Origin of the sequence: Phreatobacter sp. AB_2022a (assembly GCF_026847585.1) — a bacterium.
Taxonomy (GTDB): domain Bacteria; phylum Pseudomonadota; class Alphaproteobacteria; order Rhizobiales; family Phreatobacteraceae; genus Phreatobacter.
This window is the reverse complement of sequence record NZ_JAPSET010000001.1, coordinates 205678-230568: the sequence shown is the minus strand read 5'-3', so window position 1 is coordinate 230568 and position 24891 is coordinate 205678. Positions and strand designations below refer to the sequence as shown.

Sequence of the window (24891 nt, the reverse complement as noted above, 5' to 3'; positions counted from 1 at the left end):
ACGATCGAGCGCGCGGCCGGATGCGGCAAAGCTCCGGATCCGGCCGGTACCCAAGCGACAGCCCTGCAAAAACAAGATGCAAAGGGGAAGCCCATGGACAGGCGGCATTTTCTCGCCATGACCGGCCTCGTCGGCGCCGGCACTCTCATTCCGGCGGCCCGCCCGGCCCGCGCGCAGGCCTATCCGGCCCGGCCGGTGACCGTGCTCGTGCCGTTCGCGCCCGGCGGCACGGGCGATCTCTCCGCCCGGGTCGTCGCCGACCAGGCGCGCAACCGCCGCAACGCGCCGGTTGCCGTCGATTTCAAGCCGGGAGCCGGCGGTACGCTGGGCGTCACGCAGGTCGCCCGCGCGGCGCCGGACGGAGCGATGCTCGGCCTCTATTCGGTGAGCCCGTTCGGCACCCTGCCGCACGTGCAGCGCGTGCCCTATGATCCGGCCAAGGACTTCACCTATGTCGTGGCCCATTCCTATGTGCCGATCGCGCTCTACGTCCGCACCGACAGCCCGCTGAAGAGCTGGGACGATCTCGTCAAATTCGGCAAGGACAATCCGGGGCGCCTGCGCTGGGGCACGTCGGGTGTCCGGGGCGCGGCGCATATCGCGATCGAAGCCTCGTTCCGCAGGCTCGGCCTGCGCGCCACCTTCGTGCCGTTCACCGGCGGTGCCGAGGCGATGACCGCCCTGCTCGGTGGCCATATCGAGGCCTCCGTCTCCTCGGACTACGGCCCGCAGTTGCAGGCCGGCCAGGTGCGCCTGCTCGCCTCGACCGGCACCGAGCCGATCGCAGGCCAGCCGGACGTGCCGACCTTCAAGACCCTCGACCAGCCCCTCGCCGTCGAAGCCATCTACGGCCTGATCGGCCCAGCCGGACTGCCGGCCGATGTCGTCGCCTATTGGAACGACATTGCGCGCGACATGATGGAGACACCGGATTATCGCACCTATCTCGACGTGGTCCGCGGCGGCAAGCTTTTTTGGGATCATGCCGAATTCACCGCCAGGGCGGTCGAGACCTATCGCAGGCTGGGCGAGGCGATGGACAGCCTCGGCTTCCGGGCCCGGTGATCCGATGATCGCCCCGCTCCTCCTCAGCCTTGTGGCGGCGGCAGCGCTCGCCCTCGCGGCCGGCTACGAGAGCTGGTCCTTCGGCACGCCAGGTCCGGGACTCATGCCGGTCGTCGGCGCCGGCCTGATGCTCGCAGCGAGCCTTGCCTCGTTCGGCCGCGACAAGACGGACAGTGCGCCGGAGCAGGCCGGTCCCGGCCTTGCCGGCAGCCTGCCCTACATGGCCGGATTTGTCGCGCTGATCCCGCTGACGCTCCTCATCGGCCTCCTGCCGGCGCTGGCCCTCGTCGGCGCCGCCATCCTGCGCCTCGCCAACGGCTATTCGACCAGCCGCGCGGCGGCGATCGCCGGCGGCGTCGCCGCCGCGTCCTGGGTCATCTTCGCCTGGGCGCTCGCCGTGCCCCTGCCTCGCGGTCTCGTCTGGGGGGCATGATGGAGATCCTCAACAATCTCGTGATGGGTTTCGGCGTCGCGCTGACGCCGACCAACCTGCTCATCGCCCTCGTCGGCTGCCTCGTCGGCACCGCGGTCGGCGTGCTGCCGGGCCTCGGCCCGACGGCGACCATCAGCCTTCTCCTGCCGATCTCGGTCTATCTCGATCGGACGAGCGCTCTCATCCTGCTCTCCGGCATCTATTACGGCGCAATGTATGGCGGCTCGATCACCTCGATCCTGGTCAAGATCCCGGGCGAGGCGGCAAGCGTCATCACCTGCATCGACGGCTACCAGATGGCCCGCAGGGGGCGGGCCGGAGCCGCGCTTGGCATCAGCGCCCTTGCCAGCTTCGCCGCAGGCATCGTCGCCACCATCGGCATCGCCGCCCTCGGCCCCACTATTGCCGGTCTCGCGCTGATGTTCGGCCCGGTCGAGAAGAGCGCCCTGCTCATCCTCGGCTTCGCGCTGGTGCTCGGCATCGGCGACGGCCCCAAGATCCGGGCGCTCGCGATGATCGGCTTCGGCCTGCTTCTCGCGACTGTCGGCGTCGATCTCGTCTCCGGCGAGGAGCGTTTCGTCTTCGACGTTCCCGCCCTCAGGGACGGCTTCGGCATCGCCATCGTCGCCATGGGCCTCTTCGGCATCAGCGAGGTCCTGCTGATGGCGGAAGGCGGCGACGAGGCCGGACGGCCCATGGCTTATGGCCGCAGGCTAAGCGATCTCCTGCCCAATGGCGACGACATCAGGCAAGCCGCGGGGCCGGTCGCGCGCGGCAGCCTGCTCGGCTTCTTCCTTGGCCTGCTGCCCGGCGGCGGAGCGCTGATCTCCAGCTTTGCGAGCTACATGATGGAGCGCCGCCTGTCCAAGACGCCCGAGCGCTTCGGACAAGGCGCCATCGAAGGTGTCGCCGGCCCGGAGGCGGCCAACAATGCCGGCGCGCAGGCAAGCTTCATTCCCCTGCTCTGCCTCGGCATTCCCGCCAATGCCGTCATCGGCGTCATCATGGGCGCCCTGCTGATGGCCGGCGTGACGCCGGGGCCCCGCCTCATCGTCGAGCACCCGGACCTGTTCTGGGGCGTCATCGCCAGCATGTTCGTCGGCAATCTCATGCTGGTGGTGCTGAACGTGCCGCTGGTCGGCCTGTTCGTCGCGCTGCTGCGGGTGCCGGCGGCGGTCATGGCCGTGCTGATCGTCTTCTTCTGCGTCATCGGCGCCTACAGCCTCAACAACAGCCTGTTCGATGTCGGCGCCATGCTGTGCTTCGGCATTCTCGGCTACGGGCTGCGGCGCGGTGGCTTCGACGTCGCCCCGCTGCTGCTGGCCTTCGTGCTCGGCGGCATGCTGGAGCAGAACCTCCGGCAGGGCCTGATCATCGGCTATGGCGATGCGCGGGTGTTCCTGTCGAGCCCAATCAGCGCCGCCTTCCTCGCCCTTGCCGTGGTGGTGGCCCTCGGCCCGGTCCTCCTCGCCCTTGCGAAACGCGGCCGCCGGTCACCCGACACTGCGTCGAGCCCCGGCCGCAGCGACTGAGGCGTCGCTGCGGCTGCCCACAACCGATCGAGAGACCATGATGAGCATGATCAATCCGTGCCTGACCGGCTTCCAATGCATCCGCTGCGGCCATCGCCTGCCCGTCGCCGACCATCCGGAGGGCTGTCCCGTCTGCCTGGCGGCCGGCCGGCCGGCGAGCGTCGTCGCGACCTACCAGAATCTGCCGGATCTGCCTGCCGCCGGCGCCGGCCGGGGCATGAGCCGTTTTGCCGCCCGCCTCGCCTATCCCGAATTCGTCACGCTCGGCGAGGGCGATACACCGCTCGTCGCGCTGCCGCGGCTCGCCGCTGCGCTCGGCCTCGACACGCTCAGGATCAAGCTCGAAAGCGCCAATCCGACAGGATCCCACAAGGACCGGATGAGCGCCCAGTTCGTCACCCGCGCGCGGGCCCGCGGCGCGCCCGCCGTCATCGCCGCCTCCAGCGGCAACGGCGGCGCGTCGGTGGCGGCCTATGCCGCCGCTGCCGGCCTTGCCTGCACCATCGTGACGACGGTCGAGACCAGCCCGGTCTGGCGCCGCGCCATCATCATGACCGGTGCGCATCTGCACGTGGTGGAGACCAGCATGGAGCGCTGGGCCGTGGTGCGCGACAAGGTCCGCAACGAGGGCTATGCGACGGCGACCAACTATCTCGACCCGCCCGTCGGCAGCGATCCCTTCGCCGTCGATGCCTACAAGACGGTCGGCTACGAGCTGGCCGAGGCCGAGAATATCGCGGCGGTCGACGCGATCCTGGTGCCGACGGCACGTGGCGACCTCCTTTGGGGCCTGCACGCCGGCCTCGCCGAAGCCGCGGCGACGGGGCGGCTGGCGCGCGTCCCCCAGCTCGTTGCCGTCGAACCGTTTCCACGCCTCGCGGCGGTTCAGGCCGGAGCCGACGTCACCGGCCATTTTCCAGGAAAATCGGCGCTCGTCTCGATCAATGGCGCGACCGTGACCTACCAGTCGCTGGCGGCGCTCGAACGCGGCAGCGGCCTGGCCGTTGCCATCGATCCGGCCGAGGCGATCGCCGACCAGCGCCTGCTCGCCACCAACGGCCTCTATCTCGAACTGTCCTCGGTCGCATCGCTCACCGCCCTGCGCGAGCTCAAGCGGCGCGGCCGGGCCGACATCAGGAATGCAATCCTGATCGGGACCTCGCACGGCTACAAGGAATTTCCGTCGGACGCAGCCGAGCCGAGCCGTCCGAAGGCCGGGGCATAGTCGACCCGGCCGCTCGTCGCCGGCAGCGGGCCGCCGAGAGCCAGCACCATCAGATAGGGGCCGGCATAGGGCGAAGCGAAGCCTTCGGCGAGCCGCGGCTCGAAACCGAAGCGGCGGTAATAGGCGGGATCGCCGAGGACGAAGACCGCCTGCACGCCGGCCGCGCGCGCCTCGGCGAGCCCCTGGCGAATCAACCCGCCGCCAACGCCCGAACGCTGGTGCGCCGGCGCGACCGCGACCGGCGCGAGGCCCAGTGCCCGCAACGGACCCGTCATCGGCGAAAACATGACATGCCCGACGACGACGCCGCCCGTCTCGGCGACCAGGGCGATCGCCGCGTCGCCATCGGCACGCAGTTCCTCCACCAGCCGGGCCTCCTCGGGACCTGGAAAGGCGGCCTCGAGCACGGCGCGGATGGCGGCCACGTCGTCAGGCCGTTCACGGCGTATCAGCATGGCCTTCGCTCCACCGACGGCGCCAACCCTGTGCCGGCCGTCGGACATGGCCTCAAATGGCGGAACAGCGCAACCTTGGGCGCCGTCCGGCGGCCGCCGATTGCGGTTCGCCCAGGCCCTCAGCCCGGACCGGAGCAGCAGGCCGCACCTCCGGATCCCGCCTGGAGCCTGTTGTCGATGCTCTCGCCGTTGCGCCCGCCTGGGACATCCATGGCCGGATTGCCCGCGAAAAAGCCGTTCGGCTTGAGGGTGAAGCCGGCATATTCCACCGGCATGATCGGGAAGTCCTCGGGCTTGCAGACATGGGTGTGCCCGAAGGAATGCCAAACCACGATGTCCTCGTTGGCGATCGCGCGGTTCTGAGCGACATAGCGCGGCAGGCCGTCGCCTCCGGCATGGACGTTGGGATAGTCACCGCTGCCATATTTCTCGGCAGGGTCGTAGCGCGTCACCCACACGTGGCGCGTCGCAAAGCCGCCGCGGGCGCGCACGAAACTGCCCTCCTGCGCGAGCATCAGGGGGCTGGCCTGAACCGAGAGCTTGTAGCCCGGAGCGTTGCCGACGGCGTTGACCGCATTGGTGTTGCTGATCTTCCAGTAGCGTCCGGTGCGCCCGTCCGCCTCGCGCGCCGCGTCCCGCTCGCGGGCCAGCACGCGGCTCGTCACGTCGAAGACATTGCCGTGGGGATTGTCGGCGCCCCAGGGCCGCGGCACGAATTCGTGCTCGGTGACGGTGTTGCGCTCGCCGTCCACCATCATGTGCAGCCGCGCATTGAAGAAGTGCTGGTGGGTCGGACCGCCGAGCCCCTCGGCCACCATGCCGCCCCAGGGATAGCGCTCGCCCGGCGCGACCGCTGCCGTCTGGATGATGCCGGTGAGCTTGGCTTCGAGCTGGATCGTGCCGTCCTGGTAGAGATACCAGTAGAAGCCATAGTCGTAATTGCCGACGGTCGCGAAGAAGGAGATGACCAGGCGGCGCGAACGACGCACCTCGAACAGCTGGTTGCGGAACTCGTAGTGCTTCCAGAGGATGCCGTAGTCCTCCTCATGCATGCACACGGCATTCTTCATGACGAAGGGCTCGCCACGGTCGTCAGCCGCGGGAATGTCGAAATAGTGGATGTGGCCGAGGCAGTCGCAACCGAGCTCCAGCGCGTTGGCGAGCTTGCCGAGACCATATTCGCCGGCGTCGAAAGCGCTCTTCCAGTAGTGGTTGGCGGTGGGATCGGCGTAGGGCACCACCATCTCGGTGACGCTCGCCCGATAGATCACGGGGCGCTCGCGGCCGCCGTCGCGATAGGCGAGCTGGTGCAGGACGAGCCCCTCGCGCGGCGTGAAGCCGATGCGGAACGACCAGTTCTGCCAGTCGACCCGCCATCCTTCGACGGTGAAGCTCGGCCCGTCCGGCTGGACGACATGCAGTGCCTTGAGGTCCTGTCGCGTGTCCTTCCAGGTCTCGGGATCGTAATTGTGCTTGGTCTTCGGGATGGGCGGAGCATCCTGTTCGTCGACGAGGTCGACCACCTTGCGGGCAATGAGGTCGACCACCGCCACCAGCCCCTCGACCGGATGGGCGTAGCCATTGTCCTTCAGCTCGGAGCGATAATAGCTGACTGCCCGGACGATCCGCCGCCCCCGCTCGAAATCACGGTCGAAAAAGCCCGACGAGAACGGGTCGATCTGAGCGAGCGCCATGTCGGCATCGCTGAGGCCGCGCCGGCGCATGGCGGCACGCCAGCCGGCATCGGCCTTGACGATCTCGTCGCACAGGAAGAACTCCTCGACCATGACCGGCGGCTGGCCGTAGGGCGCTTGGCCCGTCGCGATCTCGTTCTCGGAGACGATCGCCTTCGCGCCGATATCGACAACGACCTCGCGGCTGCGGCCCGTCGCCGTGTTGAGCACGACCAGGAAGGCAAGGCGCGGCAGGGAGCCGCCGGGACGGAAGCCGAGGACGTCGGCCTTGGCAGGCTCTTCCAGCCGGACGATGGCGAAACGTTCGTGCCGGTCGAGCGTCAGGCGATCCCTGGCGATGGCGCAGGCGGCGGCGATTTCAGTCGTCGTCAGCGGGTCCAGGGGATGCGCCTTTGCCGCTGCGAGGTCCGCCGGCCTCATCGGCGCCGCCGCGGCTGTCGGCATCGCGACCATCTTCGTCTCTCCTGAAAAAGCCCTCGTCACGTCACGATGGCCTTGCACGGCCGCCGCGGCCATCAACCGTCCGGTGGATGCCGCAGGCGCAAAAGCTCAGCCGGCGGCGGTCAGACGCGCCGCGAGGCCGGCGCGCGTCTCCACGCCGGTCTTTTCGAAGATATGGATCAGGTGGGTCTTCACGGTGGCGAGCCCGATGCCGAGGCAGAGGGCGATGTCCTGGTTGGTCCGCCCGCAGCAGACGAGGCGCGCCACCTCCGCCTCGCGTGCGGTCAGGCGAAACGCCCCGCCCACCCGCTCGCCCGGAAGGCGCCTCACCGGCCGGAACCAGGACGGCAGGTTGAAGGCGATATAGCGCTGCAGGCCCGCCATGATGCGGCCATGAGCCGGTGTCGGGCGCATGTCGCGCGCCGTCCACATCAGGCTCATGCCGGCGGTGATCCGGCCACTCTGCCGGAACACCATCTCGGCGGTCTCGACCGTGCCGTAATGGCGAATGAAGTCGCAATAGGCGCCGAGATCGTCGGGCGCCACCGCCGTCGCGACCTCGTCGAGCCAGGCGACCGGCCGCGGCCACACCGACAGGCGTCGTACATGCAGCGGATCCTTCGCGTGCATTTCGACGAGGTAGCGCCGCTGCAGCTCGTCGGGGACGTCGCGACAGACGAACTCGCAGAGATTGTCGTCGTCGTCGACGGAATAGAAGGCGAGCCGGCTGGAGCCGACGGCCTGCTCGACAAGCCTCAGCGTCTCCTCGATGAACTGCTGCTGCCGGTCATGCATGACGGGAACGGCATCTCAAAAAGTGCAGCACGACTTGTCGAGCTTGACGGAGCCGGCAAAGCGCACCTTCCGTCAGCCTGCCGGATCGACCGGCCGAAGGCAACACTGCAATGGTCGAGCCGGCCGCCACTTCAGGCGGGATCGGCCACGAAGCGTGGCGTCACGTTGCGCAGCCTGTGACGAGACCCGACGAACGTCGCCCGGAAGGCTCGGCTCATATCAAGCGCGTATCGACCGCAAAGTTCTCCTGATTGACGATCCGGATGGCGGCGGCATCTGGATGACGGTGATTGACGACGACGTTCAGGTCGGGAGAGCCGGCTATCGAGACGATGGCCGAGGGCACACGCAGGATTGGTGTTGTCCGCCCAGCATGCCAGTCATCGCCTCTTTGCTGCGTCCAGGCCTCGTTGCGGCGCCATTCCACCGGCAGATCCTCCAGCGCCATATCGGCAATCGAGAGGCTATCGGGGATTGCGTAACTGACCATGACCAATGCAGGCAGGAGCGCAGGATCTTCGATATGAACAAGCTTTTCCACTACACACAGCGACGGCGATGTCGAGCGATAGGTAACGGCATGACCGACCGTGTTCCAGCGACCGTCGTAGTGGAGGCCATAACCGCCGTCGAATGTCGCGGCAAACCGTCTGTCGGACAGTCTCCACAGCAGCATCAGGCCGCAGCCCCCCAGGAAATCTTGGCAAGGATCGTTTCGACCAACCGAGCACCGGCCTCGGTTCTTGCGACATCCAGCGGCGTTTGGCCGTTGAGCTCGTGAAGGCCCCGGCGGAGCCAGCGGCCGGCCTTTTCATGGTCGTCGAACGTTTCCTCCGCCAGCGCCTGGATACGCACCAGCCGAACGACGCGATCCGATTCTTCCACGCTCAAAGGCTGCTTCTTCTTCGCGCGATGGTCGAAGGTCCGCTGGGGGATGACGTAGACTTGCAGTTCCTGCCTGCTAATGCCGGAGGAGGCAATCGCACGCAGCGTATCCAACGGCAGGCCGCCGGTGATCAGCCTTACGAGGTCGCCTTGAGAGCGCACCTGGGAGCCGAGCACCTTCGCGCCGCCAAGCTTGCGGGCGACCGCGCCAATAATCGTGGATGACATGTCCGGCCCCTCGCCGGGCCAGCACCATGCCGTAGATATCGTCGGCAGATTGCCAACATTCAAGCCGGAGCGGCCGGCACGGCGCACCCGCCGGAAAGCATCGGCAGGGCGTGCGAATAACCGATAGAGGCCTCAGGCGCTGTCGAGCAGCTTGCGCAGCTCGGTCTTGAGGATCTTGCCGTAATTGCTTTTCGGCAGTGCCGCCATGAAGCGATAGGCCTTGGGCCGCTTGAAGCGGGCAATGTTGTCGAGGCAGTGCGCATCGAGCTCGGCGGCGGAAACGGCGCCCTCGGCCGCCGGCACGACGAAGGCGAAAACCTCCTCGCCCCAGTCGGCGTGGGGCCGGCCGACCACGCTCACCTCGACCACGGCCGGGTGCTGCAGCAGCACCTCCTCGACCTCGCGCGGATAGATGTTCGAGCCGCCCGAGATGATCACGTCCTTGGAGCGGTCCTTGAGCGACAGGAAGCCATGTTCGTCGAACTGGCCGATATCCCCCGTATGGAGCCAACCGTCCCGCAGCGCCTGGGCGGTGGCGGCCGGATTGTTCCAATAGCCGGCCATCACGACGTCACCCGTCACGATCACCTCGCCGTTCTCGCCCACAGGCCGGTCGACGCCGTTCTCGTCCACCACGCGGACGCTGACGCCGGTGCGGGCGATGCCGACCGAGGCGAGCCTCTGCTCCAGCCGGCCGTCGCCGGTGTCGACATGCATGTGGGGCGGCAGATAGGTGATCGTGCAGGGCGCCTCGCCCTGGCCGTAGACCTGCCACAGGCGGGGGCCGAGCCGGTCGACCGCCGTCTTGAGGTCTTCGACATACATGGGCGCGCCGCCGTAGAAGATCTGGTCGAGATTTTCGCGCTTCAGGCGGGCGATCGCGGCCGAGCCGATCAGCCGGTTGACCATGGTCGGCGCCGCGAAAAACGAGCTGCCGGGATAATGATTGACGAGGTCGACGATCTCCTCCGGCTCGAAACCGCCGCTGGCCGGCACGACATTGGCCGCGCCGCGCACGAAATGGGCAAGCGAGAAGAGCCCGGCGGCATGCGACAGCGGCGCCGGATGCAGGGCGGCATCGCGGTCGTCCACCGGGCCGATATCGGCAAGGAAGCTCAGCGTCATGTTGTAGAGGTTGCGATGGGTGAGCATCGCGCCCTTCGGCCGGCCGGTCGTGCCGCTGGTATAGAAGAGCCAGGCGACGGCATCGGGGGAAACCACGGCGGGACGAACGGCCGCGCGGTCCATCGGCACGCCCTCGCCCGCCGCCGCCATCGCCCGGTGATCGGCGCCGCCAATCACCACCATGGCCGGAGCCGGGTCCGGCAGGGCGGTGGCGGCCTGTTCGGCGAGGTCCGCGGTGACGAACAGCGCCTCGGCGCCGCTGTCGGCGAGGATGTGGCCGAGCTCCTTCGGGTGGAGCTTGGCATTGATCGGCACGATGACGCAGCCGGCGAACCAGGCGCCGAACATGACCTCGAAATAGTCCGGGCCGTTCGACATGAAGAGACCGACGCGGGCGCCCTGCCGCAGACCGCGCTGACGGAGCGCGGCGGCGATCGCCGCCGCCCTGCAGGCGAGCGCGCCGTAGGACAGGACCGGCCTGGTGCCCAGGCAGACCGCCGGCCGGTCCCGGAACGCGGCGGCGGCATTGACCAGCAGTTCGGCGATGTTCACGTGTTATACTCCCAGCCGTCGACGTCACCGCGATCGGTCAGACCGCGCGCGTCTGGCCTTTCCAGAAGCTCTCACGAATATCCTTCTTGCGCACCTTGCCGACCGGGCTGCGCGGCAGGCTGTCCCAGAACTCCACGGTCTTCGGCGCCTTGACGCTGCCGACCTTGTCCTTGCAGAGCTGGATGATCTCGTCTTCGGTTGCCGTCGCGCCCGGCTTCAGCTCGATGACCGCCTTGACCGCCTCGCCCCACTTGTCGTCGGGCACGCCGATCACCGCGCAGTCCTGCACCGCCGGATGGCCCCAGATCACCTGCTCAACCTCGCTCGGATAGACGTTGAAGCCGCCCGAGATGATCATGTCCTTCTTGCGGTCGACGATATAGACGTAGCCGTCACGGTCCTTGAAACCGATGTCGCCGGTGTGGTGCCAGCCATGGCCCGACACTTCGCGGGTGGCATGGGGGTTCTTGTAGTAGCCGGGCATGACCAGGTTGCCGCGCACGACGATCTCGCCGCGCTCGTCGGGGCCGAGAAGCCGCCCGTCATCGTCCATGATCGCCACCGGCGTCAGCAAGGTCGGCCGGCCGCAGCTCGCAAGGCGCTGCTCGCGCGCGGGATCGCCGATCACCTGGTGATCCTCGGGCGAGAGGAAGGTGCACAGCATCGGCGCCTCGGCCTGGCCGAAGGTCTGGGTCATCACCGGTCCGAACACGTCGAGGCATTCCTTGAGCCGTTCCACCGACATCGGCGCCGCCGCGTAGATGAAGTGCTCAAGCGAGGAGAAATCGTGCTCGCGCAGGCCAGGATGGGCGAGCAGAACATAGATGGCCGTCGGCGGCAGGAAGAGATGCGTCACGCCCTCGGTCTCGATGGCCGAGACCACCTTGGCGGCGTCGAAGCCGGGCAGAATGACCTGCGTCGCGCCCGCCGCCATCAGCATGATGCCGACACCGCCGGCGGCATGGGTCATCGGCGCGATGACCAGATGGACCGGCGGCTTGCGCGTCGGCATGGCCGCATAGAAGTTGGCGATCATCGTCTCCCAGACGAGATTGGTCCAGAGCACGCCCTTCGGCCGGCCGGTGGTGCCTCCCGAGGAAAAGATCGAGATCGGCGCGTCGCGCCGCTCCGGAATGTCGGGATCGGTTTCCGGACTGTCGGCGATCGCATCCTCGAGGAACGGTGCACCAGCCCCGGCCTTGTCGATGCAGACATAGTGCTGGATCTTCGGGCATTCGCGCCGGAAGGCGGCGACGTTGTCCTCGAACTCGCTGTGGTAGAACAGGACCTCGACATCGCAATTGTCGAGGATATAGGCATTCTCGGCGACGACGTTGCGCGCGTTGATCGGCACCCAGACATTGGCGCCGCGCACGATGCCGAGCACGCATTCGAAGGCGACGGCCGAATTGGGGCTGTAGACCGCAGCCATGCGCTCCGGTCCGATGCCGAGGCCGTGGATGAAGTTGGCGATCCGGTAGCTGCGCTTCTGCACCTCGCCGAAGGTGCGGGCGACCGTCGCATCCTTCAGGCACAGCCGCTCGGGATCGAGGGCGACACCGCGGTCGAAGAAATCGATGAGACGCATGGCTCTCCCCTTCTGACTATGGCCGACGATGGGCACCGGGCCGGGACGGCCGCGGGCACGCCCCGTCTAGACGCTGATGAGACTTTCGATCTTCTGCCGGTTCGCCTGCAGCTCGGCGGTTGTGCCCGACCAGACCATGCGGCCATTGTCGATGACGAACTGGCGCTGGGCGAGCTTGAGCGGCACGCGCAGGTTCTGCTCGACCAGGAGGATGCCGACGCCCTCGGCATTGATGGTGCGGATCGCCTCGATCAGCGTCTCGACGATGAGCGGGGCAAGCCCCTCGGTCGGCTCGTCGAGCAGCAGCACCTTCGGATTGGTCAGAAGGCCGCGGCCGATCGCCAGCATCTGCTGCTCGCCACCCGACAGGGTATCGCCGCCGGAATTGCGCCGTTCCTCGAGCCGCGGGAACAGCTCGTGCACGCGCTTCAGCGTCCAGGGACCGGAACGGCCCATGACGGTCGCGATGGTGAGATTTTCCTCGACCGTCAGGTTCGGGAAGATCCGCCGGTTCTCCGGAACGAAGGCGATGCCGAGTCGGCCGAGCTCGTAGGGCCGCATGGCGGTGGCGTCGGCGCCGGCGACCAGCCGTCGGCCGCGCGCCAGCCGGTTCAGCCCGATCGCCGCCTTGAGCAGCGTGCTCTTGCCGGCGCCATTGCGTCCGATCAGCGACACGACCTCGCCATCGGCGACGTCGATGCCGACATGATGCAGGGCTTGGGCCTTGCCGTAGAAGACGTCGCAATCCTCGAGGGCCAGAGCGGTCATTCGTCTTCCCCGAGATAGGCGGCGCGCACGGCGGGATTGGCCTTGATCGCCTCCGGCGTTCCGGACGCCAGCAGCTGTCCCTGGACCATCACGACGATCTCGTCGGAGACCTGCATGACCACGTCCATATTGTGCTCGATGAGCAGCACGGTGCGGCCGGCCACGACGCGCCGGATCAGGTCAATCGCCTGTTCCAGCCGATCATGGCCGACGCCGGCGAGCGGCTCGTCGAGCAGCAGCACGCGCGGATCCGACAGGAGGGTCAGCCCGACCTCCAGCGCGCGCTGGTCGCCGTGGGACAGGTTCTCGGCGGGAACATGGGCAAGCGCGGTCAGGCCGACGAGCTCGAGCACCTTCTCGGCCTCCTCGCGCTCCCTAGCGAAACGGCTGGACGGCATCCAGAACGGCTGAAGCCGGTGGCGATGGGCGAAGGCGCCGAGCTTGAGATTGTCCAGCACGGTCATGCCGGCGAAAATCTTGGTGATCTGGAAGCTGCGGCCGAGCCCGGCGCGGGTTCGGGCGTGAACGGCAAGCGCGGTAATGTCGCGCCCGTCGAGAAACACCTTGCCGCCGCTGAGCGTTGCATGGCCGGAGAGCGCGTTCATCAGGGTGGTCTTGCCGGCGCCGTTCGGACCGATCAGGCCATAGAGCCGATTGGCCTCGAAGGCGTGGCTGACACCGGCGACCGCCTTCAGCCCGCCGAAGGCGACTTCGATATTTTCGCAGCGAAGCGCGGCACCGCTCATCGCACGCCTCCGTCGCTCCGGCCCCGGCCGGCGAACAGGCCGGCAAGGCCGTTCGGCAGGAAGATGGTGCAGAGGATGAAGATGAGGCCGAGAATGCCGTACCAGTGCTGCGTCACCTGGCTGAGCTCCTCCTTCAGGAGCTCGAACAGGCCGACGCCCAGAACCGGGCCGAGCAGCGTGCCCTTGCCGCCGAGCAGGGTCATGATCAGCACGTCGCCCGACGTCGTCCAGTGCAGCATCTGCGGGCTGATGTAGAACATCAGCGAGGCCAGCAGCGCGCCGCTGACGCCGGCATAGGCACCGGAGATCATGAAGGCGCACTGACGCAGGCGCTGCACGTTGTAGCCGATCTGCGCCGCGCGGACGTCGTTGGCCTGGACCGCGCGCAAGGCGTCGCCGAAGGGCGAGGCGCGCAGCAGCGCCATGACCGCCAGCCCGACGAGGAAGACCGCCACCAGGAAATAATAGAAGGTGCGGTTGTCGTAGAAATCGAGGCCGAAGAGATCGGGTCGCGGCACGCCGGGCAGGCCGTCGAGGCCGCCGGTCAGGTCACGCAGCTTCGTGCTGGCGAGGATGTAGACGAGCTGCGCGAGCGCCAGGGTCAGCAGCGAGAAGAACAGGCCGGACACCCGCAGGGCGAAGATGCTGAGCGCGAAGGCGAAGAGAGCGCCGACCACGGCCGCACAGCCCAGCGCGGGCATGAAGCCAAGCCCGGCCTTGGTCATCACCAGCGTCAGGGCGTAGCCGCCGGCGCCGAACAGCGCCGCATGGCCGAAGGACAGCATGCCTGCGAGGCCGAAGATGAGGTCGAAGCCGATGGCGAACAGGCTCCAGATCAGGATCAGGCTGACGAGGTTCAGGCTCTCCTCGCCGGTCACGAAGAAAGGCACGACGATCATCGCCGCGACGATCAGCGCCATCGCGGCCTGGCCGATGCGGGAGGGTTTTGCGGGACCGGAGAAGATCATGCGGCGCGTCCCTTGCGGCTGAACAGGCCTGCCGGACGCGTCAGGAGCGTGACGATCAGCAGCATGAAGGTGATGAGATCGACCCATTCCGGCGCGTAGGTGAAGCCGACCGCACGGGCCATGCCCAGGAGCAGAGCGGCGAAGACCGCGCCGCGGATGCTGCCGAGGCCACCGATGATGACCACGACGAAACAGTCGATGATGACGCTGAAGCCCATGCCGAGTTCGATCGGTACGAGGGGCGCCGCGATCACGCCGCCGAGCGCGGCGAGGCCCGCGCCGAGCGCGAAGACCGCGGTGCGGACGCGCGAGACGTTGATGCCGAGCGTCTCGGCCATGTCGGAATCCGAACTGGTCGCCCGGATCATCACGCCGTAGCGGCTCTTCTCGATGACGAAGAACAGCAGGGCCGAAACCGCCGCGCCGAACACGATGATGAACAGCCGGTAGGACGGAATCTGGCTGCCGAACATGGCGATCGGCTGGGAAAGCAGGTCGGGCGTCGGCACCTGCTTGTAGTCGAGGCTCCAGATCAGCTTCACGGCCTCTTCGATGACCAGGATGAAGCCGAAGGTCAGCAGGAGCTGGTAGATGTGATCGCGCTCATAGACCGGGCGGAGCGCCAGCCGCTCCATCACCGCGCCGAGAGCGGCGATGACGAGCGGCGCCAGGGCGAGGCCGATCCAGAACGATCCGGTCCACTGCACGATCTGATAGCAGACATAGGCGCCCAGCATGTAGAGCGCGCCATGGGCGAAATTGATCACTCCGAGCATGCCGAAAATGAGCGTCAGCCCGGCGGCCAGGAGGAACAGCAGGAAGCTGAGGCTGAGCCCGATGACGATGGTGGACAAGCGCGAGGGTCCTGAAGCGAGGGGGCCGGGCCGCGAAAAGCCCGGCAGTCCGATGATCATCCTGGAGCGGGACGGGCTGTCGCCCGCCCGGTCCATCGGCTTCAGCAGGCGTCGAACAGGCTCGCCGGCTCGAATACGTTGGTGATCTTCATGGTCAGCGGCGGCAGCGGCGCCTGGCCTTCGGTCACCACGCCCCAGAGCCCGACCTGCGCGGCCTGATGGTCGCAGGCCCGCATGGTCTTGCGGCCCTCGAGCGAGTTTTCACGCGTGCTGCTCGCGAAGGCATCGACCCAGCGCTCGCGATCCCACGACTTGGTCGCCTCGACGACATCGAGCCACCAGCTCATGCCGTCATAGGCCTCGCCGGCGAAGCTCGAGGGGAATTCGCCATATTTCGCCCGATAGGCGGCCACGAAGGTCTTGTTGGCCGGGGAATCGTAGCTGAAGTGGTAGCGCACGCCGGAATACACCCCGACCGCCGAAGGCCCGACGGCGGCCGCCAGCGTCTCGTCCTGCAGCACCGGGCCGAACTGCACCTTGGTGCGGCCCAGCCCGACCTGGCCGGACTGCTTGAGGAAGGTCACGGCGTCGTTGCCGGTGACGAAGACGGCGATGCCGTCGGCATCGGACTTTGCCATCTTGTCGACGATCACGGAGAAATCGCGATTGCCGAGCGGCGCATAGTCGATGCCGACAATGGCGATGCCCGCTTTCGCCGCCTCGGCCTGGAACATGGCCCAGCCGTCGCGCGTCGCCTGGTAGTCCGCGGCGACGCCGTAGAGCTTCTTCAGCCCCTTCGCCTTGGCGAATTCGAGCGCCATGCGGGTTTCCATGCCGAGCGTATTCGACGTGCGGAACGTATAACGCGAGCCGTTGACGCGGGTGATCTTGTCATCGGCCGAAATGGTGACGAGCAGCGGTACCTTGCGCTGGTCGGCAAGGCTCTGGAGCGCGAGGGTCGAAGCCGATCCGACCGCGCCGAAGATCATCTGAGCCCCGCCCGCCAGCAGGCGCGTCGCCTTCTGCACCGCCGGCTGAGGCTTCGTCTCATCGTCTTCCCAGGACACACGGATGGGCTTGCCCAGCACCTGGCCGCCGCGGTCGGCGATGGCGAGCTCGGCGCCCTGGCGCATGTCCTTGCCGATGATGCCGTAGGCGCCCGAGAACGCCAGGATGCCGGCAATATGGAACTCCGACGGCTCGGCGGCCCGCGCCGAGGCGACAGGCAGGTTGGTCGACAGCGCCGCGGCGGCGGCACTGCGCATGAAGAAACGACGGTCCATGAATGGCCTCCCGCACCGGTCCGGCCGCTTCGGGCGGGACACCTATTTTACTTGCGAGTAGGTCTATGATTACCCGAAAGTAGGAGTCAATCATCCGGACGGCAGATAGGGCCATTCGCCCCAGGTCGTGCTTTGTGGCGAATGGTCGCGCGGTAAGATCGTCCGGGACGATGGGAAGAATGGAGAGCCCATGGGAGGCATGAGACGAAAGGGCGCTGCCGCGGCAGGCGGACAGGCCGCGCTCTGGCGCAGCACCGATCTGCGCCAGGAACAGCACGACAAGAAGCGCCGGCTCATCTTGGTCACTGCCGCGAGAATCTTCGCCGAACGGGGCTTTCACAACACGACGATCGACCACATCGCCGCCGCGCTCGAGGTCACCAAGCCGACCATCTACTATTACATCGAAAGCAAGGAAGACATCCTGTTCCAGATCACCAGCGAAGCGCTGGCCGAGCTCGACCAGGAGCTGCAGGACGGCGGCGAGACCGGGCTGCCGGCGATCGAACGCCTGCAGCGCTTCTTCCGCGTCTATGGCCGGTTCATGCTGACCGACCTCGGCATCTGCATGGCGGTCGTCTCCGACCGGTCGCTCAATCCGGAATCGCGCCGGAAGCTGCGCCTGCTCAAGAAGGAATTCCAGACGCGCGTGCGCCGCATCGTCGAAGACGGCACCCGGGACGGCACCATCGTCACCGACGATCCCAGGATGTTCAGCTTCGCCCTGTTCGGCGCGATCAACTGGGCCCCGCAATGGTATGCCGCGAATGGCGCCCAGGAGCCCGACGCGATCGTCGCCGCGATCCTCGCCATCTTCGCCAAGGCGGCGACGAACCCGGGCGCCGTGGTGCCGCGGCCGCGCGCACGATCCGCCGCGCGCCGTTAGCGCCGCGGTCGCGAACGCACGCGTCGCCGGCCCAGTTCAGGGCAGATCAGGACAGGAGCGCCGCCAGCGCTTCCTCGGCGGCCCGCCGGCCCGACAGCCAGGCGCCATGGGCGGTCGAGAATGCGACCGGATGGGTCGCTTCGCCGGCCCAGAAAAGCCGGCCGTCGATCGGCTCCGCCAGCACGCCACGCGCGCCCGCATGCATCGGCAGGGCGTGCGAATAGCCGCCGAGGGCATGGGGATCGCGCGCCCAGCCCGTCTCCGCGAGCGGCCTGAAGTCCCTGACGACATCGGCGCCAAGCAGACTGCGCAGCTCGTCCAGCGCGAAGGCGATCAGCGCGCCCTCCCCCGCTGCCTCCAGCGCCCGGGCGTTGCGGCCGCCGACATAGGCCTCGATATAGGGACGGCCGAACGGCCTGACATGATAGCTCGCGGTTTCGGTGCGATGGATGTCGCCGAGGAAACGCGCGCCGACCGCGAACGCCTCCGGCGCGAGCAGGCCGATGAAGGCCTTGTTGGCAAGGCCGAGCGGCAGGTGGCCGGCCGCCTCGACCTTGGCCGGCAGCGCGGGCGTGATCCTGATCCGGGCCTCGGCGATATGCGGCGTCGGCACGGCGACGATCACCGCGCGGGCGCTCAGCCGGCCGCGCGCCGTCTCGATCACGACCGTCCGCCCGCCATGGTCGATGGCGGTCACCGGACAGTGCAGGATGACATTCGCCGATGCCGCCAATCGTGCGAGCGCCGCGCCATAGCCGTCACGCACCCGGTAGTTCACCTCGGTGTCCTGATAGGCCGCATAGTCGAGAAGGGAGACCCGCTCGAACTCCGCTCCATTGTGGTAGGAGCTGATCGCGTCCAGCAGCGGGTTCCAGCGGTTGCCCGGCTCGAGCAGTTCCGCGGCCGGCCGGTCGACGCCGGTTGCGGCGGCGGCATCGACACGCGCCTCGAAGGCATCGACGGCTTCCGCGAACCGGCGCTGCTCCGCGACGGGGAAATGGCGTTCCTCCGCGGGGCGCTGCCAGGCGGCCGGCGTGCGGTCCAGCACGAAGCCTGCGGCCTCGATCAACGGGACCAGCGGGTTGATGTCTGCCGAATGCAGCCAGCCGCAGCCGCGATCGACCGGAAAGGTCGCGGCCGGGTCGCCAGCCGATGCCAATTGGACGGTCTCGGCGCGCCCGCCGATGCGGCCGCGTGCCTCAACGACCACCGCTTCGAGGCCGCTGCCGGCCAGCCGGTCGGCCGCGGCAAGGCCGGCCGCCCCCGCCCCGACGATGACCACGTCGAAATCCGATCTCATGACGCTTGCCGGTCCTTCATGTCATCACCGCACGCCGATCGAGAGCATAGCCCGGAAATCCGGAATCGGCATGACGTATGCAGAACTCGATTTCATGCAAAGGCTTTCACGCGCGCATGCGAATTGTCAAAGCCTGTACAATCAGGCAAATTCGACTGTAAAAACTCATACAATTTCCTGAATAAAACTTATCACATTATCGTGATAACAAATCATTACAGAAAATATCGAAGCAACGACGATTGACGACGAACACGGGCCGGGCCTTCTTCAGCGCGTCTGAGAACAGGAGAGAGCAATGGCTCATCAGATCACCATGTCGCGCGTCAGCATTGCGGGCCTTGGCCTCGCCGGCCTCATCGCGCTTGCGGGCAGCGCGGCGGCCCAGTCGCACATGACGTCCCGCCGCGCCGATGTCAGCGTCCAGCGGCAGTGCACCGAGGCGGTGCAGCGCCGCCTGCCCGGCAGCGACACCAGCACCAATCTCGAATACAACAAGAATGCGCTCTACTTCGCCTGCATGCAGAACGGCGGCACCATCCCCGGCTCGAACTGACACGCGCCGGCGTCGCCGCGCCGACACGACCACGCCGAGAAACGAGGGCCGCCCACCGGCGGCCCTTCTGCCGTTGCAACGCCACGCGGCGCGCTAAGACCTGAGGCCAGCGATCTCGCCCAGCCTGACGGGGTCGAGCACGTCGATGCCGCCGTAGCGCCGGCGGATCACCTCCTGCTTCTCGAGCTTGCCGAGATGCAGGTTCACCGTCTGGCGCGACATGCCCAGCATCTGCGCCAACTGCTCCTGCGAGGCGGAGAGCTGCGTCCGCGGCGCGCCGGCGTGCAGGCTGTGGCTGTCGAAAATGGTCAGGATGCGCCGGGCGACGCGCGTCAGGCTCGAACCGGTCGCGGAATCGGCGAGGGCCTTGAAGGCAAGCCGCGTCTTGGAGGCGGCGAGCTGGCCGATCTCGCGCCAGTAGCGCGGCTCGCTGTCCAGCATGGCCTTCAGGACCTCCTGCGGAACATTGAGCACCCTGACCGGATCTTCCGCGCGGGCGTCCTGCCGGCGCGGCTGGTCGTCGAACAGCTCCAGCTCGCCGAACCAGTAGAGCGGCTCGATAATGGCGAGGATCGCCTCGCGGTCGTGATCTCCGGTACCGCCGCCGATGCGCAGCCGTCCCTCGATGAGACAGAACAATCCGGTCGCCGGGTCGCCGCGGCGCGACAGATAGTCGCCCTCCGCGACGGTGATCAGCTGGGCATGGTTGACCAGCCCGTCCTGAAGGCCGGGCGGACAGGCGCTGAACCAAGGGTCCTGATCGAGGATCTGCCTGATGGTGACGAAGTCGATGCGCATCGCACGGGTCCCTGCTGTCCTGCCGCAGGCATCCCGCCATGCGCCCGCCTTGCGCGATGCGCCATGCTGAAGACCACCCGCAGCCGCTTTCAGCCTCGCCGGACGAGCCGGCGCGCTGGTTGCGAGCGATGGGACCACGCCTATCCGGTCGCCCGTGGCGCTCACTTAGGCAGTCTTCGAGCGTTCCGCCAGCCCCCTCGGTGACGCCGTGATGACATGCCACGGCGCGCCGGCCGACGGACATCGTGCGGATGTGGCGCCGGTGCGATGTTTCGGGCCGCGCCGGTCGGGCGCGACAGTGTGGAAACATGGCCATGGCACCTCTGTGCGGCGCCATGCTCCCGTCAAGGCGGATATTGGCGGTGAGCGCGCGACGGCACCGTCCGCCCCTGCCAGGCGGACGGTGCCGAGCGCCGCTCAGGCGCCGGCGAATTTGATGCCGGTATCGAGGAACTCGTTGGTCGCGGCCTTGGCCGGGTCGAGCGGCCGGACATCCTCGAAATAGGTGCGCACCAGTTCGTAGTCCTCCTTCACCCGTTCCGGGTTGAAGGCGCCGAGCGCAACCTGGGTGGTCGTCGGATCGCGCATCAGCTCCAGGATGCGCTTCCACTGGTCGCGCTGGTTGGCCTCGTCGAGGCCGGACACCGAAGCCATGAGAGCCTTGAGACCCGGGCCGATATCGGCGACGCAGGCGGCGAAGGCACGCTGCGACACCTGCACGAACTTGCGCACGACGTCCTTCTTGGCGGCCAGGAAGTCGTCGTTCGCGATGACCGAGTTGCCATAGGGATTGAGCCCGATCTCGCGCCAGGGCAGGAAGCCGAGATCCGCGCCGAACTCGCGCAGCTTGAGGTCGTGCTCGTTGTAGAAATCGCTGGTGATGTCGATCGTCTTGCTGCGCAGCGCCTGGATCTTGGCCTGCGGGCTGACATTGACGAAGCGTACGGAGGCCGGATCGATGCCGACCTTCTTGGCGAAGGCGGGCCACATGAGGCGCGAGGCATCGCCCGGCGGATTGCCGATCGAGCGGCCGGGAAAGTCCTTAGGCCCGGCAATGCCGCTCGACTTCAGCCAGTAGAAGCCCTGCGGGGAATTGGCATAGACCACCATGACGGCGGTGAGGCGCGAGCCGCGGCTCTTGGCGAGCAGCGCGGTGGCCATGTCGGCAATGCCGAGCTCGGAGCCGCCGGCGGCGACCCGCTGGGCGGCCGCGCCGGAACCACGGCCGGTCTCGATGACGAGATCGATGCCGGCCTGCTCGTACCAACCCTGCGCCTTGGCGAAATAGTAGGGCGCGTGATCGGCCGTCGGCGTCCAGTTCAGCACGAGATTGACCTTCTCCGCGGCCCGCGCGCGAACCGGCAGCAGGAGGCCGGCGCCGGCCAGGCCGCCGAGAAAGCCGCGACGCGTCGCACCGAACCTTGCGCGAATTGTCGTTTTTGTCATTGCAATCCCCTCCATCATCGGATCTTCACCGGTCGGGCGGCCGTGCCGGCCGCAGATGCCACCGACCGGGCGCGGCCATCAGGGGCCGCATCGGGCGGCGACTGTACACAACCAGTTGGTTGATTGGTAGAGTGGAACGGAGGATCGATTCATCATGACCGTCAGCCGACCCGCCCCCATGCTGAAGTCCAACCCGCCGGTGCGGCTGAAGGGCCAGCGCGACCCGGAAGCGACCCAGCGCGCCCTGCTGGCGGCGGCGGTCGCGGAATTTGCCGAAAAGGGGCTCGCCGGCGCCCGCATCGACGAGATCGCCCGGCGCTCGGGCGTCAACAAGCAGCTCGTCTATCATCACTTCGGCAACAAGGACGACCTCTATCAGGCAGCCCTGGAACAGGTCTATGCCGAGATCCGGACGCATGAGCGCGAGCTGAAGCTCGGCGACCTGCCGCCGCTCGCCGCCATGGAAAAGCTCGTCGGCTTCTCGTTCGACTATCTCGTCGAGCATCCTGAATTCATCGCCCTGCTCAATGACGAGAACCGGCAGTCGGCGCCGCATGTCGGGCGCTCCAAACGCCTGCAGGACATGCATTCGCCGCTGATCCAGCTGCTGCAGGAGACACTCGACCGCGGCGCCCGCGAGGGCGTGTTCCGCACCGACCTCGACCCGCTCAACATCTATATCTCGCTGGCCGCGCTCTCCTATTTCTACTTCTCCAACGGCCGCACGCTGTCCGCCATCTTCGACAGCGATCTCGGCACGGCCAAGGCCGTCGCGGCCCGTCGCCGCCACGTCGTCGCCTTTGCCCTCGGGGCGCTGCGGCCGCTCGACTGAAATTATCCAACCAGTTGGTTGACATCTGCCGCAACCGTTTCTAGGCTGCCTGCAATCCGGACCGAGAACCGGACGCTGGCGCCGCGCGGTGGCCCGATGCCCGGTTCCGAAAGCCGGTCGCGGCCGGGTTCGAAACGCGGCGGCACCAGCGAGCAATGAGGTTGCCGGCGCCCGCCGCCCAGCCCGAGCCGCGCATCGCCGCGGCGCACGGTTCGGTCGCCAGTCGCCGTGACGAGGGGGATCCATGCTGGCAGGCCCGGATCAGACAGCTGCGAACGCGGCGGATGTCGCGGCGATGCAGCGCGCTGCGCGGACCGAGACGATCAAGCGCTGGGCCGCCATCGTCGCCGTCCATGTCGGGCTGGTGCTGGTCTGGCAGTTCGGCGTACGCGCCACGCAGTTGCCGGCCTTCGTGCTGCCGGCGCCGTCGGACATTCTCGCGACCCTTGCCAAGACCAACTATGCCTGGCTCGACAATACCGCGGTGACCGCCGCGGAGATCGTCGGCGGCTTCGCGCTGGCAACGATTGCCGGCGTCGGGCTGGCGCTGATGTTCTCCTGGTCGCGGGTGCTGACGCTGGCGGTGTTCCCGCTGCTGGTCACGCTCAACATGATCCCGAAAGTGGCGCTCGGCCCGCTGGTCATCGTCTGGTTCAGCTACGGCATCCGCACCAACATCCTGATCACCTTCAGCCTCTGCTTCTTCCCCATCCTGCTCACCACGCTGCGCGGCCTGCAGGAGGTCGAACCGGACCTTCTCGACCTCGTCCGGTCGCTCAAGGGGTCGCGCTGGAAGGTGTTCCGCTACATCCAGCTGCCGGGCTCCCTGCCCTACATCTTCTCCGGCATGAAGGTCGCCGCGATCCTGGCGGTCGCCGGCGCCGTCGTCGGCGAATTCATCGCCTCCGACCGCGGCCTCGCCTATCTCATGATCCAGGTCCAGGCCGCGCTGGACACGCCGGCCATGTTCATGGCCGTGCTGCTGCTCACCCTCATCGGCATCGTACTCTATCTCGTCGTGCTGGCGGCCGAGCGCGTCTTCGTTCCTCGCGATGCAAGGAAATAACCCCATGACCGAGATAGCTGCCGGCCCCTGGCTCGACGCCGCCGCCCTGCCCGCCCGTTTCGAGACCGCGGAGGAGCTCGAGGCCTTCATGGCCCGGCCGACGCGTGCGCTCGCCGACGACCTCGCTGCGCTTGACGGCGACATCATGGTGCTCGGCGTCGGCGGCAAGATGGGGCCGACGCTCGCCCGCCTCGCCCGCAACGCCGCGCCGGACAAGCGCGTGATCGGCGTGGCGCGGTTCAGCGAGAAGGGGCTCGCCGAAGACCTCAAGCGCCATGGCGTCGAGACCATCGCCTGCGATCTGCTCGACCGTGCGGCGGTCGACGCGCTGCCCAAGGCCAGGAACGTCGTGCTGATGGCCGGCCGCAAGTTCGGGGCGGAAGGCGACCAGCCGCTGACCTGGGCGATGAACGTCTTCGTGCCGACACTGGTGGCGGAGACGTTCCGCAGCTCGCGGATCGTCACCTTCTCCACCGGCTGCGTCTATCCCTTCGTCGCGACCGACAGCCAGGGCTCGACCGAAGACAGCCCGCTGACGCCCCCCGGCGAATATGCCAATTCCTGCATCGGCCGCGAGCGGCTGATCAGCTATTTCTCGGGCGTCCACAAGACGCCGGGCCGCCTGTTCCGCCTCAACTACGCGATCGACCTGCGCTACGGCGTGCTGTTCGACGTCGCGAGCGCCGTGCGCGACGGCCGCCCGGTCGATGTCACCATGGGCCATGTCAACGTCATCTGGCAGGGCGACGCCAATGCCCAGGCGCTGCGCTCGCTCGGGCAGGCGACGGTGCCCGCCTCGCCGCTCAACGTCACCGGGCCGGAGACCATCTCTGTGCGCTGGCTCGCCCGCGTGTTCGGCGAGCGGCTGGGCAAGACGCCCGTCATCGTCGGCACGGAGGCGCCGACGGCCTGGCTCAACAATGCGGCGGAGGCCGCGCGTCTGTTCGGCTATCCGCAGGTTCCGCTGGCACGGATGATCGACTGGGTCGCCGACTGGGTCGCCCGCGACAAGCCGAGCCTTGGCAAGCCGACCCATTTCGAGGTGCGGGATGGGACCTACTGAGCCAACCATCACCCGTCTCGACCGGGGGGCGCTCGACGGCTGCCGCCGCCTCTCGGAAGAAGCCGGCTGGAACCAGTCCGCCGAGGACTGGCGGATCTTCCTCGACCAGGGCAGCGTCTTCGGTCATGCCGCCCCGGAGGGACTGGTCGCGACCGGCGCGGTGCTGCCGTTCGACGGCTTCGCCTGGATCAGCATGGTGCTGGTCGCCAAGACCCAGCGCGGCAAGGGCCTCGGAACGGCCATTCTGAAGCACTGCATGGCGGCGCTCGAAAGCGTCGGCCGCCTGCCGGTACTGGACGCGACGCCG

General features: G+C 67.6%; 24 protein-coding genes and 1 pseudogene. 10 read left to right on the top strand and 15 right to left on the bottom strand.

Translation table 11 applies throughout. The annotated features are described in order from the left end of the window. Positions 1-93: 93 nt before the first annotated feature. The 4 genes from OZ671_RS01090 to OZ671_RS01075 are packed head-to-tail and all read left to right on the top strand — an operon-like array spanning position 94 to position 4255. On the top strand, positions 94-1065 hold the full coding sequence (locus OZ671_RS01090; protein ID WP_268858986.1) for a tripartite tricarboxylate transporter substrate binding protein: 972 nt from the start codon (positions 94-96) through the stop codon (positions 1063-1065). 4 nt (positions 1066-1069) lie between these two features. Further along, positions 1070-1498 carry a tripartite tricarboxylate transporter TctB family protein gene (locus OZ671_RS01085; RefSeq protein WP_268858985.1) on the top strand — a complete coding sequence of 143 codons (429 nt, stop codon included), beginning with the start codon at positions 1070-1072 and terminating at the stop codon, positions 1496-1498. After that, on the top strand, positions 1495-3030 hold the full coding sequence (locus OZ671_RS01080; protein WP_268858984.1) for a tripartite tricarboxylate transporter permease: 1536 nt from the start codon (positions 1495-1497) through the stop codon (positions 3028-3030). Before OZ671_RS01085 ends, OZ671_RS01080 begins: the two co-directional genes overlap by 4 nt. Positions 3031-3067: 37 nt before the next feature. Next, on the top strand, positions 3068-4255 hold the full coding sequence (locus OZ671_RS01075) for a threonine synthase (protein WP_268858983.1): 1188 nt from the start codon (positions 3068-3070) through the stop codon (positions 4253-4255). On the opposite strand, the gene OZ671_RS01070 is transcribed toward OZ671_RS01075, so the two are convergent. The 12 genes from OZ671_RS01070 to OZ671_RS01015 form a co-directional block, all read right to left on the bottom strand. Next, positions 4198-4710 (bottom strand): GNAT family N-acetyltransferase, encoded by a 513-nt coding sequence (locus tag OZ671_RS01070; RefSeq protein ID WP_268858982.1) that lies wholly within the window; start codon positions 4708-4710, stop codon positions 4198-4200. The genes OZ671_RS01075 and OZ671_RS01070 overlap by 58 nt on opposite strands. Positions 4711-4829: 119 nt before the next feature. Further along, positions 4830-6848, bottom strand: a complete 2019-nt coding sequence (locus tag OZ671_RS01065; protein ID WP_268858981.1) for a primary-amine oxidase — start codon at positions 6846-6848, stop codon at positions 4830-4832. A gap of 105 nt (positions 6849-6953) precedes the next feature. After that, on the bottom strand, positions 6954-7640 hold the full coding sequence (locus OZ671_RS01060) for a helix-turn-helix transcriptional regulator (protein ID WP_268858980.1): 687 nt from the start codon (positions 7638-7640) through the stop codon (positions 6954-6956). 214 nt (positions 7641-7854) lie between these two features. Continuing rightward, positions 7855-8316, bottom strand: a complete 462-nt coding sequence (locus OZ671_RS01055) for an RES family NAD+ phosphorylase (protein ID WP_268858979.1) — start codon at positions 8314-8316, stop codon at positions 7855-7857. Further along, positions 8316-8753: a type II RES/Xre toxin-antitoxin system antitoxin gene (parS, locus tag OZ671_RS01050; protein WP_268858978.1), complete on the bottom strand. Its 438-nt coding sequence runs from the start codon at positions 8751-8753 to the stop codon at positions 8316-8318. The genes OZ671_RS01055 and parS overlap by 1 nt, the downstream gene beginning before the upstream one ends. A 132-nt stretch (positions 8754-8885) precedes the next feature. Next, complete coding sequence (locus tag OZ671_RS01045; RefSeq protein WP_268858977.1) at positions 8886-10430, bottom strand: AMP-binding protein; 1545 nt, start codon at positions 10428-10430, stop codon at positions 8886-8888. A 37-nt stretch (positions 10431-10467) separates the two neighbouring features. Beyond that, the gene (locus OZ671_RS01040) at positions 10468-12018 is read right to left on the bottom strand and encodes an AMP-binding protein (protein ID WP_268858976.1); all 1551 of its coding nucleotides are present in this window, start codon (positions 12016-12018) and stop codon (positions 10468-10470) included. A gap of 66 nt (positions 12019-12084) precedes the next feature. Further along, a complete protein-coding gene (locus OZ671_RS01035; RefSeq protein ID WP_268858975.1) occupies positions 12085-12786 on the bottom strand; it encodes an ABC transporter ATP-binding protein in 702 nt (233 codons plus the stop codon). Further along, entirely contained in the window at positions 12783-13532 is a 750-nt protein-coding gene (locus OZ671_RS01030; RefSeq protein ID WP_268858974.1) for an ABC transporter ATP-binding protein, read from the bottom strand. The genes OZ671_RS01035 and OZ671_RS01030 overlap by 4 nt, the downstream gene beginning before the upstream one ends. After that, positions 13529-14500: a branched-chain amino acid ABC transporter permease gene (locus tag OZ671_RS01025; protein ID WP_268858973.1), complete on the bottom strand. Its 972-nt coding sequence runs from the start codon at positions 14498-14500 to the stop codon at positions 13529-13531. The genes OZ671_RS01030 and OZ671_RS01025 overlap by 4 nt, the downstream gene beginning before the upstream one ends. Next, entirely contained in the window at positions 14497-15354 is an 858-nt protein-coding gene (locus OZ671_RS01020) for a branched-chain amino acid ABC transporter permease (protein ID WP_268858972.1), read from the bottom strand. The genes OZ671_RS01025 and OZ671_RS01020 overlap by 4 nt, the downstream gene beginning before the upstream one ends. Before the next feature lie 101 nt (positions 15355-15455). Continuing rightward, positions 15456-16637: an ABC transporter substrate-binding protein gene (locus OZ671_RS01015; RefSeq protein WP_268858971.1), complete on the bottom strand. Its 1182-nt coding sequence runs from the start codon at positions 16635-16637 to the stop codon at positions 15456-15458. Positions 16638-16836: 199 nt separating this feature from the next. Here OZ671_RS01015 and OZ671_RS01010 point away from each other — a divergent pair, with 199 nt between their 5' ends. Next, positions 16837-17523, top strand: a complete 687-nt coding sequence (locus OZ671_RS01010; protein WP_268858970.1) for a TetR/AcrR family transcriptional regulator — start codon at positions 16837-16839, stop codon at positions 17521-17523. A gap of 46 nt (positions 17524-17569) precedes the next feature. On the opposite strand, the gene OZ671_RS01005 is transcribed toward OZ671_RS01010, so the two are convergent. After that, the gene (locus OZ671_RS01005; RefSeq protein WP_268858969.1) at positions 17570-18823 is read right to left on the bottom strand and encodes a flavin monoamine oxidase family protein; all 1254 of its coding nucleotides are present in this window, start codon (positions 18821-18823) and stop codon (positions 17570-17572) included. Positions 18824-19121: 298 nt separating this feature from the next. Between OZ671_RS01005 and OZ671_RS01000 the strand changes: the two genes are divergently transcribed. Further along, positions 19122-19379 (top strand): hypothetical protein, encoded by a 258-nt coding sequence (locus OZ671_RS01000; protein WP_038310594.1) that lies wholly within the window; start codon positions 19122-19124, stop codon positions 19377-19379. 93 nt (positions 19380-19472) lie between these two features. Here the strand turns inward: OZ671_RS01000 and OZ671_RS00995 are convergent, their stop codons facing one another. Both OZ671_RS00995 and OZ671_RS00990 read right to left on the bottom strand, forming a co-directional pair. After that, positions 19473-20177 carry a Crp/Fnr family transcriptional regulator gene (locus tag OZ671_RS00995; protein ID WP_268858968.1) on the bottom strand — a complete coding sequence of 235 codons (705 nt, stop codon included), beginning with the start codon at positions 20175-20177 and terminating at the stop codon, positions 19473-19475. A gap of 417 nt (positions 20178-20594) precedes the next feature. Continuing rightward, the gene (locus tag OZ671_RS00990; RefSeq protein WP_268858967.1) at positions 20595-21623 is read right to left on the bottom strand and encodes an ABC transporter substrate-binding protein; all 1029 of its coding nucleotides are present in this window, start codon (positions 21621-21623) and stop codon (positions 20595-20597) included. 154 nt (positions 21624-21777) lie between these two features. Between OZ671_RS00990 and OZ671_RS00985 the strand changes: the two genes are divergently transcribed. The 4 genes and pseudogenes from OZ671_RS00985 to OZ671_RS32015 form a co-directional block, all read left to right on the top strand. Continuing rightward, entirely contained in the window at positions 21778-22455 is a 678-nt protein-coding gene (locus tag OZ671_RS00985; RefSeq protein ID WP_268858966.1) for a TetR/AcrR family transcriptional regulator, read from the top strand. Positions 22456-22750: 295 nt separating this feature from the next. Then, entirely contained in the window at positions 22751-23521 is a 771-nt protein-coding gene (locus tag OZ671_RS00980; RefSeq protein ID WP_268858965.1) for an ABC transporter permease, read from the top strand. 4 nt (positions 23522-23525) lie between these two features. Continuing rightward, complete coding sequence (locus tag OZ671_RS00975; RefSeq protein WP_268858964.1) at positions 23526-24584, top strand: NAD-dependent epimerase/dehydratase family protein; 1059 nt, start codon at positions 23526-23528, stop codon at positions 24582-24584. After that, positions 24571-24864: pseudogene (locus OZ671_RS32015) on the top strand (GNAT family N-acetyltransferase); the annotation flags it as partial. The gene OZ671_RS00975 and the pseudogene OZ671_RS32015, both read left to right, overlap by 14 nt. Positions 24865-24891 lie beyond the last annotated feature (27 nt).